The sequence below is a fragment of the Brevibacillus sp. NPDC058079 genome (assembly GCF_042885155.1).
Lineage (GTDB): Bacteria > Bacillota > Bacilli > Brevibacillales > Brevibacillaceae > Brevibacillus.
Genome location: NZ_JBHVSO010000004.1, coordinates 431,835 through 447,798 on the forward strand (window position 1 = coordinate 431,835; position 15,964 = coordinate 447,798).

The 15,964-nt window shown below is 51.2% G+C and carries 10 protein-coding genes; 1 reads left to right on the forward strand and 9 read right to left on the reverse strand.

The window, feature by feature from the left end; all coding sequences use genetic code 11:
- Positions 1 to 64: 64 nt before the first annotated feature.
- Positions 65 to 2,194, forward strand: a complete 2,130-nt coding sequence (locus tag ACFVS2_RS15290; protein WP_390235199.1) for a multicopper oxidase family protein — start codon at positions 65 to 67, stop codon at positions 2,192 to 2,194.
- Between the two features lie 56 nt (positions 2,195 to 2,250).
- On the opposite strand, the gene ACFVS2_RS15295 is transcribed toward ACFVS2_RS15290, so the two are convergent.
- The 9 genes from ACFVS2_RS15295 to ACFVS2_RS15335 all read right to left on the reverse strand — a co-directional run bounded on the left by ACFVS2_RS15295 (position 2,251) and on the right by ACFVS2_RS15335 (position 15,878).
- Complete coding sequence (locus ACFVS2_RS15295) at positions 2,251 to 5,100, reverse strand: VWA domain-containing protein (protein WP_390235201.1); 2,850 nt, start codon at positions 5,098 to 5,100, stop codon at positions 2,251 to 2,253.
- Complete coding sequence (locus ACFVS2_RS15300; protein ID WP_390235203.1) at positions 5,090 to 6,964, reverse strand: VWA domain-containing protein; 1,875 nt, start codon at positions 6,962 to 6,964, stop codon at positions 5,090 to 5,092. The genes ACFVS2_RS15295 and ACFVS2_RS15300 overlap by 11 nt, the downstream gene beginning before the upstream one ends.
- Before the next feature lie 16 nt (positions 6,965 to 6,980).
- Positions 6,981 to 7,862 carry a DUF58 domain-containing protein gene (locus ACFVS2_RS15305; protein ID WP_173616721.1) on the reverse strand — a complete coding sequence of 294 codons (882 nt, stop codon included), beginning with the start codon at positions 7,860 to 7,862 and terminating at the stop codon, positions 6,981 to 6,983.
- Positions 7,859 to 8,842, reverse strand: a complete 984-nt coding sequence (locus ACFVS2_RS15310) for an AAA family ATPase (protein ID WP_390235205.1) — start codon at positions 8,840 to 8,842, stop codon at positions 7,859 to 7,861. Before ACFVS2_RS15310 ends, ACFVS2_RS15305 begins: the two co-directional genes overlap by 4 nt.
- Positions 8,843 to 8,872: 30 nt before the next feature.
- On the reverse strand, positions 8,873 to 10,570 hold the full coding sequence (locus ACFVS2_RS15315; RefSeq protein ID WP_390235208.1) for a coiled-coil domain-containing protein: 1,698 nt from the start codon (positions 10,568 to 10,570) through the stop codon (positions 8,873 to 8,875).
- 3 nt (positions 10,571 to 10,573) lie between these two features.
- A complete protein-coding gene (locus ACFVS2_RS15320; RefSeq protein ID WP_390235210.1) occupies positions 10,574 to 11,434 on the reverse strand; it encodes an ABC transporter permease in 861 nt (286 codons plus the stop codon).
- Complete coding sequence (locus tag ACFVS2_RS15325) at positions 11,431 to 12,357, reverse strand: ABC transporter ATP-binding protein (RefSeq protein WP_173616725.1); 927 nt, start codon at positions 12,355 to 12,357, stop codon at positions 11,431 to 11,433. Before ACFVS2_RS15325 ends, ACFVS2_RS15320 begins: the two co-directional genes overlap by 4 nt.
- Positions 12,354 to 14,729, reverse strand: a complete 2,376-nt coding sequence (locus ACFVS2_RS15330; protein ID WP_390235213.1) for a DUF7408 domain-containing protein — start codon at positions 14,727 to 14,729, stop codon at positions 12,354 to 12,356. Before ACFVS2_RS15330 ends, ACFVS2_RS15325 begins: the two co-directional genes overlap by 4 nt.
- Positions 14,730 to 14,912: 183 nt before the next feature.
- Entirely contained in the window at positions 14,913 to 15,878 is a 966-nt protein-coding gene (locus ACFVS2_RS15335; protein ID WP_390235216.1) for a proline dehydrogenase family protein, read from the reverse strand.
- Positions 15,879 to 15,964: the final 86 nt, after the last annotated feature.

The following is a 15,964-nucleotide window of genomic DNA, read 5'->3' on the forward strand; positions in this document are numbered from 1 at the left end:
CGTTTGGTACTCAGCCGTTTCTCTATATCATTAGTATCGAACTAGTAAACAGGAGGAACTGATCATGGCTGATTTTGAAGTGCTTGCCGGGATTCATCAAGGATTGTTTCTGGTCCTTCTCATCGTCATGCTGGTCCCGACAATCATGGCAAACCAGCTCGTTTTCCGTCCAACGAAACGGGCTTTCATAAGCAGTGCTCGCATCACTTTATGTTTTTCATGGTCGGCCCTTTTTGTATTTGCGGGGCATTTGGTGATGACGTGGGTTTTGTTTGAATCCTTTGGTTGGCTTTACATAAAGGATACGTTGCTTGGCTTTTTACCTTTTATTTTTGTTCCATCGCTCTTTTGCCTTCTCTCTACTTTTCCACGATTGTGGGAGTTGACCGGGAAAGGCGGCAGAGAGTCAAGGCAGTCACAAGTAGATACGGACTATACCCGCATTTTGTTACAAGAGAAAAATGTTAGGTCTGCAAAAGCAAACTCGCCGGATCTAGACGACGCATTAGATGCAGAGTGGCGAGGAGACGCATCTTGCCCCGAATTGCTCGTTCCGCTGCAAGCAAGCGTCTTGGGCTGTCTGATTGCACTCTTCCTTCAAGTCTTTTTTCCGGCTGTTACGCTGGAACCGTCCATTTTGTTTCTCGCTTGGGGCGTATTATTAGCCGGGGTTTCCCTGCTCTGGATTCGGCAATCGTGGAAGCATCAATACCACTCCACTGCGGAGAATTGGGTAAAACCACGCCGCCTGCACCACTTTATCCGTTTTGCCGCGTTTTTCCTGATGACTGCTTTACTTGCGACGATCTGGGGAAATCAAGCGATGATAGCGAGTCGTCTTCCCGATCATTCACCTTTGGGAGGTCAGAATCAGGACGATCACGCTCTTCCCGATTTCGTTTTCCCTGTAAAGGCAAGTGCCCATTCGATGCCTTCCACAGGGAAACGTAGAAGTGTCGATGGACCAACAGAACTAAAACAAGAACCCCCTGATAGAACGTTTTCGCTGAACGCACAGAAAACAACTATCCGTCAAGCATCAGGAAAAACCGTAGAAGCATGGACCTTGAATGGACAATATCCCGGACCTGAGCTGCGTATGAAGCAAGGTGAGCTCGTCGAAATCATCCTTCTGAACAAGGATATTTCCGAAGGGTTAGACATCCACTGGCACGGCATGCAGACTCCCGCTAGCTATGATCTCATTGCAAAAGGAGAAAAATCTGTTTATCGTTTTCGCGCAGAACAAACAGGAACGTATTGGTATCATTCTCATCAGCAAATTCCTGAGCAAGTAGTGAACGGGCTGTTCGGCGCCCTTGTGATCGAGCCAGCCGAGGCTACGACTACAGGCGTACCTATTCGCGACATCGCCATGATTCATCACAAGGACGAAAAGGCAGGCGCAACGTTAAACGGCTCACATACACGAAAAATCGAAACGATTGCTCCTGGCACAACGGTTCGCCTTCGCTTTATAAACGCCGAAAATGCTCCTGTCACCTATTTGCTACAAGGAACTCCTTTTCAGGTAGTAGCGATTGACGGAACCGAGGTAAACGAACCGAATTTGATTGCCAATCAAGCCTTGCATCCGGGGGCAGGCGGTCGATTCGACATTCAGTTTACGATGCCTAATCGTCCTGTGCTATTTGCTCCCGCTGCAAACCAGCATGACAAAGGGCTGCTCTTAAGTCCAGACGAGTCCGAAGATGCTGTGCCCTTTTTAGATGCAGAGCTTTCTGTCTTTGACCCTGCACGTTATGGCAGTCCGATTGCGCTTCCTTTTGATCTCTCTTCCCATTTTGATCGGGAATATCAACTGCTCATTGATGGTCAGTACGGATTTTATGACGGTCAATTCGAGCGTTTGTCGACCGTAAATGGCGACTTGCTTCCTGAGACACGGATGATGATGGAAGAGGGTGATCTCATAAAGCTGACTTTCGTCAACCGCAGCTTCCAGGATCAATCGATGTATCTGCACGGTCATCACATGCTCATCTTGAGTCGGGACGGCAAAAAGGTTACAGGAAGTCCATGGTGGACGGACACCCTCCAGGTAGCGCCAGGTGAAACCTATGAAGTTGCTTTCCGCGCGAATAATCCTGGTGCATCAATGGAAGAGAGCCTAACTAAAGGTGAAACTGCTTTTGGTATAGCAATCCCGCTCGTGTATGAAGAGCATCTCTAAAAAGAAAACAGCAGTCCGTAGCGATTTTCGCCAGGTTGCTGTTTTCTTTTTATCTGTTACTGAGACTTTTTCCGGTTCTTCGCCGCCAATAGTCTGTTTAGTGTTTCGTCAGGCTGCGCCTGTGTTTGCTTCTCCTGCTTCTCTTTTGCCTGCTCGTTCTTGACTGCTGCTGGCTTCACCCGATTTCCAGCCGCCCCTACCGAATGAATAAGGGGAGCCGATACGACTTTCTGGTCATCTGTCCGCTCTTCGCGTGTCCGTCTTGTCGCAGAGCGCTTCTCGCCGAGGCGAGACAATACAGCCTGTTGTTCAGAATCAGCAGACGTGGACTTGCGCAATCTCCATAAACTAGATAGCCTTGCCCACCATTGATCTGGTAACTGCAGACGGCGAACGGCGATATCGATCGGCAGCAGCAAAGCCGCCAACATCAGCAACCACTCACTGATTGACTGTGTGTCCCATTTATCAGGAAGCGTGCCGCCAAAAGCCTCTTCCGGTTTGGTGATCTGATTCCCTCCACCGGCACTTAGCCACTCTTGAAGTTCTTTCTCTCCATCGGCATGTATTCCGTATTCCGGTGAATAGGAGACGGTCAATCCTGTCGTTTGGCTCGCCATGACTCGACCTTGATTTTTTTGTGAGATCTGAATCATGTAAGTGCCCGGATCGGCCGTCTCGAATGCACCCTCCATGACGCCTGGCGCAACCGGCTTAAGCTTGATGACCTCTCGCTTCATCTCTTGATTGAGAACGACTGCCTCCATCTCTTGGGGCATGCTTCCACCAGCTGGCATCGTAACCCTCACATTGCCTTTTGCGCCGTTCACGCTCGTGGTCGTCTTCCAAGCGCCTTCTGTAATTTGTGGGAAAGACCATGCCACGATTTCGTTCCACAGACGGCTGTTTCCTCCCCAAGCCACCCAGTCCGGTGACCACTTCCCTTCCAGGTCACTCGTCCAGGCGACAGAACGCCCCAGACCGTACTGCCAGCGGGTGAGAATCGGATCATCGTCAGCACTCATCAAGGATGATTCTGCTGTTTGCTTTGGTGTCGTTGCTATATATGCACGCACCGGAGGCAATGTCTGCTTCAGCGTAGGCCAAGCTCCCACCCCTGTATAGCCTGGTACTTGGGGCTTCTCCACAATAAACGTGCGACTGGCTAATGCTGTTTCTTTACTGAAGATTTTCGGGATGGATTCGGCATCGTTGGCAAAGTAATATCTGCCTTTTCCTAACTCGGCAATCATCTCCAGCAGCGATCTGTCCGAATCATCACCCAGCGCCACTGTTGAAACGGTAATATTTTCAGCCGTCATTTGTTGTAGCAGGCCCTCGTAATCGTCGTCGAGCGCAGACTGCCCATCTGTGAGCAAGATAACGTGCTTACGCTGCGTGTTCATCGCCTTTACACGTTCGTAGCCCAGCTGTAAGGCAGGGAAAATATCGGTCCCGCCATCGGCTTGGATTCTGCTGATCTGCTGTTGGATTTCATCCAGCTTCGTGACAGACTGTGGAGCTACGACATCCCATGGCGCATCGTCAAATGCGATCACTCCGATGTAATCCTGTGCATTCATCATGGTTGTCGCTCGAATCGCGGCTTCCCTAGCCAATGCCATCTTATCCGCACCTCTGGCATCGGAGCTCATACTACCCGACTTGTCGATGACCAGCTGAAGTCCGAGCGAAGGGAGCTGTTCCTTCCCTTTTAAATCCATGTGAACAGGTAATGCCTCTTCGATTGGTGTCTGGAACCAGCCACCCATACCAAAGCTATCTTTACCGCCTGTCATGATCAAACCAATGCCCAAATCACGTACAGCGGTCCTCATGCGTTCCATATCCGCATCAGTCATGCTGGTAGCGGGCACATCTGCCAGTACGATGGAGGCAAATTGCTTGTAGCCCTCAAGCTCCTTTGGCAGCAGTGCGAGATCGCGCAGCTCCACCTTGATATTGCCCGCTTCCAGCGCTTGAATGAGGTTGCTAGCGGCACCTGGATGCCCTTCGGCTACGAGTACGACTGGTGCCCCGGCTACCTGTGTATAGGCTGTAGCCTGATTGTTCGCCGCTACAGTATCTTGTCGCGGCTCGATTTCCACACGATAGCGATGGAAACCTTGCTGCATCGCTTTTTGCGAAAAAACGAAGCGGTTGTTGCCCTTGCCGATCTGTACTGTTTGCTGGCCCGCCTCGCGATTGCCTTCATACAGGCGTAGGGTTGCCTCGGTCGCTATCGTACTCTCCACATCAACGGTAATGCCGTATTCCTCTCCCGCATACAGTCTTTGCGGTACCTGTACAGATGTAAGAACGACTTCATCCCCGTGTGGTTGCTGTAAGGAAACAGCCTCTACAGCGATTCCTCGCTCCCTCGCCAGTCTCGTCTGCCGTGCCGCATCTCCGTTTGTTTCCAAACCATCTGTCAGCAAGACGACTTTTCCTCTGGCATTGGTAGGGATCATGGCAGACGCCAATCGGATTCCTTCTGCCAAATTGGTTGCATTCCGGTTGACATCCACGCCCAGGGGCTGTACCTCTTGGCGTATCGTCAACGGTTGATCGACCGCTGCCTCTGCACCTACTGCAATGACAGCATACTTATCTGCTGCTTGCTTTTGCCCGATCGCCTCGCGCAAAAAAGAGAGAACACGCGGATCGTCCTTCATGGAAGCGGATCGATCTACAACAAACACAATCGTTTTCGCCTGAACAGGTGTCAACAGCTGTGTCCCTGCCAACGCCAAAACGAGAAGGAGGAACAAGAGCGAGCGAATGGTTGCAATTGTCGCCTTTCTGCCGATTGGCATCTGCTGTTGATGTCGCCACCAGCTGATGATGACGTACGCAACGGGAAGCAATAGCAACAGGAATAGCGGCTGTATAAAGTTAATACCCACGCTGATACACCCTCCATTCCACCAATAACACCAAGAGAGCAAATGCCGCCAACCAATAGGTCAACTCCTTCGTCCCCAGTGCTCCTGTTGTGTCTGTCGCTGTTGCTTCCTCACTCTCCTTTTGTTCTTCGGCATTCTTCCGGGCAACGCTCACAGACTTTGGTGTAATATTCGATTCTTCCTCATTCATTTGGACAGTAAAATACGTACTTTTGTTCCCTGTATCTCCCCCTTCGTCAAGACGATACAATCCGGTCAGCTCCGGTAGCTGCATCGTTTTCGACGTGGCATTCTCCGTAAGAGACTGCTGGTGTCCATTCGGATACGTCAAGGTACGTGTCGTCGCTCCTGGTGAGAGTGGGATGGTCAAGACTTCTCCCGGATGTGCCGTGGGGATTGGGGCTGTTTGACCAGGTGACAGCCAGTTGACGACATTTTGCATGAAAATCGGAAATGCAGGACGCAGCGGAAAGTCCGATGCATGCAAATCAAATCCGATGATGACCATTCGTCGACCGTCTATGATTCCGGCTCTGACCAGATCGACATCGCCTGCACGTACCAATGGCTTCATACCTGGAATCTCGTCCAATCCGTATCCTTTGGCGACGTGCACATCCCGCCAATCTACGTGCTTGAGCAGCGGGTCATCCGGGGAAACTGACCTTGGCTGTTGATCCAGTTCTTTTTCTCCAGCAAGCGGCAACCACTCTGTTTTCTTGTTCGGAGCAATCAACAAAATGTTTCCTTTTGGCAGCTGGTCTGGCACGACTCCGTCAAAAACCCACAGATCACGCGCAGCCTCCGCAGCATCTGGTGACTGCTGAATTGTTTCCACCTCAAGACTTCCGACTGTCTGCAATACTTGATGGAGGAAACGGTTTCCCTCTGGCGAATACAACGCTGCTTTTCCTTTCCCTGTAGCGAATGGAACACTCCACATGACATTATCCTGAGAAAGGCCGTCCTGCTCCGGTTCGATAACTGCACGATAAACGCTAGACACCGCCAGCTTCTGAAACGAAAATGTCTGAGAGCTACCTGCTCCAATCGCAAAAGAATCCGTATCCAGCAGCTTGTCTTGCTCATCAAAAACAGTGACTTTTCCTTTCGCAGGCATACTACCGTGATTGTCCACCCGCAGCAGTCCCTCTACCCCTTTTGCCGTAGGCTGAGTCACAAAAACACCGATTGCGGTATTCTCGCGGGTGCTCCCCATCTGCATGAACTGAAAGCCCCCGGAAAAAGCAGGGACTGAGCCTCCATCCAGCTTGCGTTCCCCGCTTCCATCCCCCATCCAAACCACTCCACTGCCTGGCTCATTCTCTGCAATAGCTCCCGCTAATGACAAGGCTGCGATTTGATCGGATGTCCCAGAAAACGGCGCAAGCTTTTCGATGGCTTGCAAGAGCGGCTCTTTGTCAGCACTTTTGGAAACCAAAACATTCGGCTCACGCCCTGCCTCGATGAGGGTCATCGTCTGGCTGCTTCCCAGCTTCTCTACGAGTGCTTTTGCCTGTGAAACGGCTCGTTGCAGTCGCGTCTCGTTCCCTTCCTTCGCCATCATGCTCCCTGATGTATCCACGACCAAAATCGTATGGTCGGATGTGATTCCCTCAGTGGGCACGGCCGGTCGTATCAAAGCCAGCACGAGCAAGCAGGCTGCGAGCAATTGCAGTAGCAACAACAGGTTGCGCCGCAGCCTTTCCCACGGTTTCACTGCTTCCCAGTTTTGCATCGTGCGCTGCCACAGGAGTGTACTTGGTATGACACGATCCTCTACTTTTCGCTTGAGCAGGTAGAGGACGATGATGGCCGGGATAATCAGCGCAAACCACAAGTTGCCCAAACCCATCCACTGCATGTTGTCTCTCTCCTCTCTAGCGAATCAAGCCGGCCTGACGAAAGACATGGAAGACAATCGATTCCAGCGATTGTTCCGCCTCTACAGACACGAAGGCAATCCCTCTTCCATAAGCAAACGCGGACAGTTCTTGTTGATAATCTCGCAAGCTCTTGTGGTACTCTTCCATCAAAAGGCTGGTCAAGGATACTTCTTTTGCCTGGCCGGTCTCTGAATCGATCAACCGCAGCTCTCCCGCATACGTGGGCGCAAGTTCTTCTTTGGAAAGCACCTGAACCAGCGTGACCTCTTGTCTGGCCGCCTGCAAATACGCGATGCCTTCCGTATAGCCTGACTCGAACAAAAAGTCCGACAGCACAATGGATGTGCTAGCTTTGCCGCTGACAGCACCGGGCTGGCGCATTGCCGTTTGAATATCACCTGTTCCCCCTTCTTGCAGGGATGATAAGAAGCTGAGCAAGCGATGCGCCTGGTTCTTTCCTTGCAGTCCGGTAAGTGCTGCCGTAATGCGGCTGTCAAATGCATAGACCGACACATGATCTAGATGGCACAGGGACAAATAGCCAAGGGCCGCGGCAATCTCGACAGCTCGAGCCATTTTGTTTGGTTGTCCGTAGCTCATCGAACGACTGCAATCGATATACAAGTTCACATGAAGCTCTGTTTCATCCAAGTACTTTTTCAAAAACAGCTTGCCTGAACGGGCATACGCATTCCAATCGAGCTGCCGCAAATCATCGCCGGGAACATACGCCCGATAGTCTGCGAACTCCATGGAGCTGCCCAGCTGTCTCGCCCTTCGCTTTCCTGCCTGGCTGCCGCTGACCGCTTTGCGACTAGCCATCTGCATTCGCTCCAGCCTGGCGAGCCATGACGGATCAAGCAGATGTTGATTCATACCTTCTGCGTCCCCAGTTCGTTCAAAATATCCATAATGACGCGGTCTGGTCGGATGCCGTTCGCCTCTCCTTCAAAATTGAGGAAAATGCGGTGGCGCAACGCTGGCAGAGCAACTGCTGTCACGTCCTCGTACGCCAGATTGTATCGGCCAGCCAATAACGCACGTACCTTTGCCAAGGAGACAATCGACTGCACGCCACGCGGACCTGCGCCGTTGCGCACATATTTGTTCACCGAAGCAATCGCCTGTTCCCCCGGATGCGTCGCTAAAAGCAGCTTCACGGCGTAATCCAGTACCGCATCGGCAACTAGCACTTCACGCGCTGCCTGCTGAATCTCAGCAATTTGCTCGGCTGAAGCCACTTTTTCCACGGTGATCACCTGGCTCGTGGTTGTTTGCCGCACGATCATTTTCAGTTCTTCTTCTGTCGGATACGGCACGTCGATCTTCAATAAAAAGCGGTCCATTTGCGCTTCTGGCAACGGATATGTCCCTTCTTGCTCTAGCGGGTTCTGTGTCGCGAGAACGAAGAACGGCTTTGGCAGCGGACGAGTCACTCCCCCGGCTGAAACTGTTCGCTCCTGCATGGCCTCCAACAGGGCACTTTGCGTCTTTGGCGTCGCCCGGTTGATCTCGTCAGCCAGCACGACATGAGCGAAGATCGGACCATGTTGGAATTGGAAAGACTGCTGTCCCTTCTCGTCGACCAACAGGATGTTCGTTCCAGTAATGTCTGTCGGCATCAGGTCCGGTGTGAACTGAATCCGCTGAAACGACAGCTCGAAGGCTTGGGACAGTGTCCGAACAAGCAGCGTTTTGCCCAATCCGGGTACGCCTTCCAAAAGCGCATGTCCACCTGCAAACACGGCCCACAGAAGTTGCTCGACCACCTCTTTTTGTCCTACCAATACCTTTCCAATTTCCTGCCTGACAAGCTCTACTCGCTGCAAGCAATCTTCTAGCGTTTGCTGCGCCATCGCCGTGTCTCCTTCCTGTTGTTGAATGATCTAAGGCTCTATTTTGCTGAAATAATCCTTCACGATCTCTTGATAATCGCCGGGAATACTGCCTTTTTCCATACTCTCGCGGGCAAATTGCTCATACTGGCCGTACACTTCCTCATACGGCAGCGTTCCACCTGAGGAAACTTGTGTGTTTCCGCTTTGCTGCGACTGCGAAGGTCCAGACCCAAGTTGACCTCCGACTGTATCAACAGGTCCGTTATCTCCACCTATGCGATCTGTCGGGACGGTAACGAGCTCGTGTTTGCCTTTTCCCAACCCGGCCCCGCCACCTTGACCGCTTCCTTGACCGCCAGAGCCGTTGCCGTTGCCGTTTCCGTTGCCATTCCCTTGCCCCGAGCCATTATTTCCATTCCCAGGCTGGTTTGCCGGGTTCGCCCCTTGATTTGGGTTGGTACCTGTTCCCGGTGTTGCCGCAGTTGGCTGATTCCCGGGTGTCCCCGATGCTGGAGTCGCCTGTCCTGTTGCTGCCGTACCTGCCCCAGCTCCACTCGCTCCAGCATTTCCTGCTTGTGCGCCTGCACTAGCAAGCGTCATTTGCGACTGATTGAGCGAAGCAGCGGCATGTATAGCTGCGAGCATGGTTTGCTGAGATTGTTGGATGCCCGTCATGGCTTGCATCAAGCTGTTCTCGAGCGCAGTCATCGCTTGAGGCACTTGTCCTTGGGCTGTTTGCTGGGCTGCCTCCGCCAGTAGTTTGGCGATATCCTCCAGCTCCTTCGAGTCGGCAGACTCTGCCTCTTTTTTCAATTGCTCTGCTGCACTTGCGAATTCGCGGGCGATCTCTTCCCGCTCTTTTTGCGGCATGCTTTCCATGGCTTTTGCCATTTGTGCCAGGGCCTCAGTCATCGCTTGTCGATCTTTTGCTTCCATCGCGCCAGCCACGGCTTTTGTTCCTTCTTGATTACCCAAGCTGCGCTGGAGTGCTTGCAGCGCTTTTTCTTTACGCTGCTCTGTATCTCTGACCTTCTCCAATTGTTTTTCCGCAGCGCGCAGTGCATTTTGACGTTCTGCCGGGTCGTCTGCTTTCGCCAAAGCCTTTTTTGCCTGCTCCAGCATTTCCTCCAGCTGCTTTTTCTGCGCGTCGGTTAAGTCTGTATTCTTTTTCACGTCCTGCTTGATTGCCTCTACTTCTTCCTCGACCTGTGCGATTGCTTTCTTTTCCTCAGCCATCTGGGCCAGTCGCAAGTCTTGAGGATTCGGCCAAAGAAACAACACCAGGCACACCAATAGCAAGCTGCTTGTGACATACACCTTTCTTTGGACCAGCGACCAGATGCGGACGCTCTCTACGATTTGCGGCAAATTTTTTCGCAGATGCTGTAGGGCGTCTTCCCTCTGCATACCCGCTACCATCGACTGATTCTCTTGATTCTCCCATGCTGTGACGACTCGCTGAGCCAAACCATTGCCGTCTGCCACTTGCGCACATTGGAGCCAGGTAGGGCGCATCCAAAGCGCACGCACCAGACCCGTGATGACCACAAGCACTGGCAGCACAACCGCGATCCATTGGTAAAACGGAATCGGCCAGATGCGGGCAAGGAGGAGGAGCACCAGACTCGCCCCCATTCCCCACAAACCATAGACCGTTAGCTGCTGTATCCATACACGCAAGCCCAGTTGCTTTCGAATAGGCGCAAGCAGTGGCTTCAGCTCATCGCTCGATTTAGAGGTAAACATGGCTTATTGCTCCTCTTTTACTTTGCGAAATCTCGGTTTCACTGGCTGAATGAGATAGATGGCGAGTAAAAGGCAGAACAGTGTAACGATCCCGAAAAACAAGGAGTAAACCGCAAACGGGTCCACATTCCCAATCCTGATCTGCGGCCCTTCTTCAAAAATGTTTAACATCGCTAACAATGGGTTGAAATTATGCAATAGATCTGGCCAGTCCGGCATGTTCGCGGATGACATGCCACCCGACCGGCGTTGGTACCGAATGAACTCTTTGATAATTTCCGCCAGTATGCTCGATCCAATCGCATATCCAAACACCACGGCATAAGTGACGACCGTAGCGATACCTGTCCGTTTGATCAGCGTGGACATGAGCACACCAATGCTGCCGATGCCGAACATCGTAATGACGTAAAAACCAAACACCTTAATCACTTGTGCAGGTGAAATTCCTCCATACAAAAAGACGATGGCATAGAGCGGGATGGTCGCAATGACCAGGAAGGTCATGAAGCTGAGCGACGCCAGCCATTTGCCTAATATCAATCGAGTGGCGCTGACATTCGTGGTCAACAGTACGCTCAATGTCTGGCGTTCGCGCTCACCAGAAATCACACCTGAGGTTAGTCCCGGTACGACAAAGCAGATCATCCCGAGCTGAAACACAGACAGCATCATGAACAGCTCGCGAGTATCATTCGGGTTGTAGTAACTGCCGCCGTTTGTCATAAAGAAAATCAGCGTGAGCGTCATTGCGCCCAAAACGAGCAAATAGAGCAGGATGATCCACGGTGACCGATTGGTCCGCATCCGCATTTTCCATTCATTGAACAAGACAGGATTGCGAAATCGTCTCAAGTCGCTCATGAGCCCACCCCTTTCGTAATTTCCAAGAAGATTTCTTCCAAATCACCAACTGCCTCATTAAACGCGGCAACAGGATAGCCTGACACCGCAAGCTCCCGCAGCAGCTCAACCTGTTCTTCGTCATTGCCTGAAAAGCCCGCAACAACCCAGTTCCCTTCGCGTGTCACCCTGGTAATGCCGGGCATCTCACGCAAGCGCGTCATTGCTTCCTCAACCCGATCCAACAGGCGGATGCGCAATACCCGCTGTTCTTGCATTTTTGAGTAAATCTCATCGACTCGTCCAAAGGCAACCAGATTGCCTTCCTCCACAATCCCGATGACGTCGCACATCTCCGCTAGCTCAGGCAATATGTGCGAGCTAATGATAATCGTCTTGCCCATGTCCCGCAGTTCCTTCAAAATCTCCCGCAGCTCGATGCGTGCACGTGGGTCCAACCCAGAAGCTGGTTCGTCCAAAATGAGCACTTCCGGATTGTGAACCAGCGAGCGAGCCAATCCGAGTCGCTGCTTCATCCCCCGCGACAACGAGTCGACGTAGGCATCCCGCTTGTGGGTGAGATTCACCAGCTCTAATAGCTGCGGAATAATTTGTTTTCGCTCTGCTGCTGGAATATCGTAGTTCGCGCCGTAAAAATCGAGGTACTCTTCTGCTGTCAAATTGTCGTAGACACCAAAAAAGTCAGGCATGTAGCCGATCAGCTTGCGTACTTCCTTTGGATGCTTGGTCACTTCGTAGCCGCCTACGTATGCTTTCCCACTGGTCGGCTCTAATAAAGTCGCTAAAATGGACATCGTCGTCGATTTCCCTGCCCCGTTCGGACCGACGAAACCAAAAACGGTACCCTTGTCAATTTCGAGCGAAAGTCCTTTTAACGCTTCCATTTTGCCGTAGCGCTTGCGCAAATTTTGGATCTGGATCACTTCTTGCTCACCTTCCCTTCCACACTGACACTTGGAACCCCAATGTGGCGATCATCCTCAAACTGGTGGGCAAATTTGATGCGGACAATGCCGTCGCCCGAAACATAAGTAGTGGTCTTGTCGCTTGTCATTACGTTGTTCATGAATGCTTTTTCAAATGGTTCGAAAGCTTTCGTCTTCCAGTTGTAAACCTCTTTTTCAAATGTCGTATTGTCCTCTGACCAGGTGTACAAATACAAATTGCTGATGGCAAGATCCTGTCCTTCCTGATTCAGATTGATGTCAAAGGTAATATCCCCAGCAGGAAGTCTAAAGCCATCTCCGTAGTCATCTACCGGAACTGAGCTGCCCGACATCGTCACATCAAACGATCCCGTCGGATAATAAATGTGTCCGTCCTTGGATGGATTCACTTGCAGTGTCGAAGTGACCATGGCAATGCTGCTGTTCTCTGTATTTTCGTTTGGTACGACAGCCTCAACAACTTGCTCATCGGTCCAGCCCACGAGTTTTACCACTTCAGACTGACCACCACGTCTGTCCATCATGTCGAGCATTTCCACGATGAGTTGCTCACGCGTTTGTCTGTCATAGCCATTCGATTGCATATGCTGCGGCAGTGCATTCCCCGTATTCATCCGATGTTGGTTCCGCCTTGCTTGATGTTGAGAGGCAAACGGCAAGTTCACTTCGATACTGCTGCCAGCCGCCAACTGCGGAAACTCTTGTACCGTTATACCTGTCGAGATCGTCACATCTCGCAGCGAGTACTTCGTATTGTTTGTCACAGTTCCTTTCAGTGCGCCATTCTCATACGACAGGTTCGATTCTATTTTCCCTACGTCCGGTAAGGATTGCTCCGTCGTAACCTTGCGCATCGACCAGAACTCTACATCTCGGAAATCAATATGGGTCTGATCTGGCTGGATGGAAATCCACGTTTTCGGAACTTGATCGATATAATTTCTTTCAATGACAGGCTGGGTCATGCCCTCTCCCTTTAAAGTTAAACGATAGTCGTCATTACTCGGTACGAATAATGCGGTTACGCTTATCGCATTCGCCTGTCCGTTGTTTTGCAGCTCAACATAACCTACCTGGTGCAGCTTTACACCCACACCGCGCTGAATGGCACCAATCGAGAAGATTCCGATTCCCGCCACCACCGAAAGGGCAGGGACGATCACCCACATGTAGCTTTGCTTGCGGCGTCTCCGCAAAATATAGAAAAGAACTGGCCCTACAACCAGGGCATAAATTCCGAAAAATACTGCGAACCAGCCAACCTCCGGAATTTTCAATGATGGGACTCGATCAGCAGCATCCTGAAGCGGCCATGCGTTGTCGATCACGCTCCTATTTGAAGCGTTGATGAAAGAACCAAAAGCCTTTACTAATGTATCTGCCCAAAAGCGGCTGTTTCCTGCCCAGCTGGCTACTGGTTCCGCCGCCAAATCATAGGCGACGTACAATACTTTTCCGGCTCCCACGTTATGTACAGCCATCAACGGAATATTTCCTTCGCTGTACAGAACTTTCCCTGCCTTCAATGTCCCATTGCTTACAGTAAAGGGGGATGTTAATGCAATCGGATTGGTCTTATCCACCTTTAAACTAGAAAGTGTCTGTACGCTCGTCACTCCTGTCACTTCTACTGGTGACAAGTCACCCAAAACGCCTCCGGATTTCTTGTACTGTGCTCCTCCGGCTAAAATCAGCATCCCGCCAGATTTCGTCCAATCCCGAATCGCTTTGATCTGCTGTTCATTCAATGAATCCAAAGCAAAATTGTTGATGACTAGCATATTAATCATCTGGAGCTGTGTACCTGTCACTGGCATATTGTCTGCCTTCATCGTCAAGAGCTGGACAGGGTTATGAATAGAGCCTTTCGGCAGTACACCAAGGAAATTAGCTGTGTCAGGATTTTCTGCCAACACGCCGATCATCAGCGTATCTTCACTGTATGAAAGGCCTGTTATCGGCGTTTGCGCGATCATCTTATTATTTTGCATCAAGGCCACAAAAGAATTGCCATGCAGCTCTGATCCAGGAACGAGAATCGTTACCTGCTTGGTCACTCCGCTTGCAATCGAAACCGGCTGATAATTGGCAACTGCAAAGCGACTGTCTCCCTGTTCCCCAGTGGCGACAAACAGCTCCCCTTCAATATCCGCCCCTCCATTTTTCACCGTGACGACAACGGGAACCATTCCCGTTTGCCTGTACTTTCCTTCAATTCCGACTGTTACTCCTAGCTGAATGTTTCCCTCTGCCAAGGCTGTCCCCGTTAAGCCTAAAGGAACACCTGCTACCAACAGGAGGAACGCACAGAAGGCCAGGAGCCACCGCTTGCACTGCGCCGTTTTCATTCGTTCAAAACCTCCACGGACCATTCTTTTTTCTTCCTATCTTTTCATCTCATACAGTTATTGACGTTATTTCCAGACAAATAGCTACAATTTTTTTCAAAATGAAGTCGATTGGTCACCAAGTGCACGCGTGAAAAAAAGAAAAAACGTCAGGATAGTGCTCTGACGTTTTTCGTAATCCTTCTATGCCATGCCATACCCTACATCCTGAAGCCTCGTCGGCTCAAACATATCGGCAATCACCTGATGCACATGAGGCGGGTGCTCCGCCAGTCGATGACACAAGTACAAGTACCACTCTGTCCCATATGTGAGGTACAAGCGCAATGGAACCCCATTTTCTCGCAAGGCATGAGCCAGCTCAGGGCGAACCCCGTATAACAGCTCGACCTCTACATTTGGTCGGTGCAAATAGTCTCGACGGGCTAGCTCGTCTACAATCGCTTGGTCATGGGTGGCGAGTGAACATTCGCGCCCAGCTTGCACACACATGTCAGCCAGCTCCAGGTATCGTTCGTTCAACTCCACTGAACGCGCCAATGCGATTTCCTGGGGTTCCTTGAATGCGCCTTTGACCAAACGAATTTTCCCCGGAAGTCCGAGCACCCGTTTCACATCATCTAACGAGCGGTGCAAATGGGCTTGGATGGTAATGCCCACATTTTCATGTCGCTGTGCCAAGCGCTCATACATGCTGATGATCGCCTCTGTTTTCGTCGATTCCTCCATGCTGATCATCAAATATTGTCCGTTATGCCTCGCCCGCTCCGCCAACTCTTCTACGTGAGCAAAAGCCAGCTCTTGATCCAATAACAAGCCAAGATGGGACAGATCAAAGGAGATTCCGACTGGTGTATGAAGTTGGGAACACTCCGCAGTTAGCGCCAGAAATTCCCTCTGCGCTTCATGTACTACCTGCAAATCCAGCATATTTTCACCAATGTGTTCAACGGATAGACGGTAGCCCATTTTTTCCAAACGCTGGGCTATTTTCATTGCATCCGCACGCGTTTCGCCTGTCACATAACGTTTCGCAGCAGTCAAAAGCAACGGATATAGCAAGGGCGATGTTCTGACCGCTTCCTTGATTCGTTCATCACGGGCGATTGTACGCAAAATCTCTGCGGTTCTTCTCTCTTCTGGTGTCATCCTTCTCTCTCCTTTGGCAGTGGCATACCTCTTCTCTTCCATCACCCTACCATGGTACGCTTGTGTGGATTAGGTCCAGTTTCCCA

Excerpts from the sequence above, each read along its gene's own strand:
- ACFVS2_RS15290 (WP_390235199.1), top strand. The coding sequence starts at position 65 with ATGGCTGATTTTGAAGTGCTTGCCGGGATTCATCAAGGATTGTTTCTG.
- ACFVS2_RS15300 (WP_390235203.1), bottom strand. The coding sequence starts at position 6,964 with ATGCAGTGGATGGGTTTGGGCAACTTGTGGTTTGCGCTGATTATCCCG.
- ACFVS2_RS15305 (WP_173616721.1), bottom strand. The coding sequence starts at position 7,862 with ATGAATCAACATCTGCTTGATCCGTCATGGCTCGCCAGGCTGGAGCGA.
- ACFVS2_RS15310 (WP_390235205.1), bottom strand. The coding sequence starts at position 8,842 with ATGGCGCAGCAAACGCTAGAAGATTGCTTGCAGCGAGTAGAGCTTGTC.
- ACFVS2_RS15315 (WP_390235208.1), bottom strand. The coding sequence starts at position 10,570 with ATGTTTACCTCTAAATCGAGCGATGAGCTGAAGCCACTGCTTGCGCCT.
- ACFVS2_RS15320 (WP_390235210.1), bottom strand. The coding sequence starts at position 11,434 with ATGAGCGACTTGAGACGATTTCGCAATCCTGTCTTGTTCAATGAATGG.
- ACFVS2_RS15330 (WP_390235213.1), bottom strand. The coding sequence starts at position 14,729 with ATGAAAACGGCGCAGTGCAAGCGGTGGCTCCTGGCCTTCTGTGCGTTC.
- ACFVS2_RS15335 (WP_390235216.1), bottom strand. The coding sequence starts at position 15,878 with ATGACACCAGAAGAGAGAAGAACCGCAGAGATTTTGCGTACAATCGCC.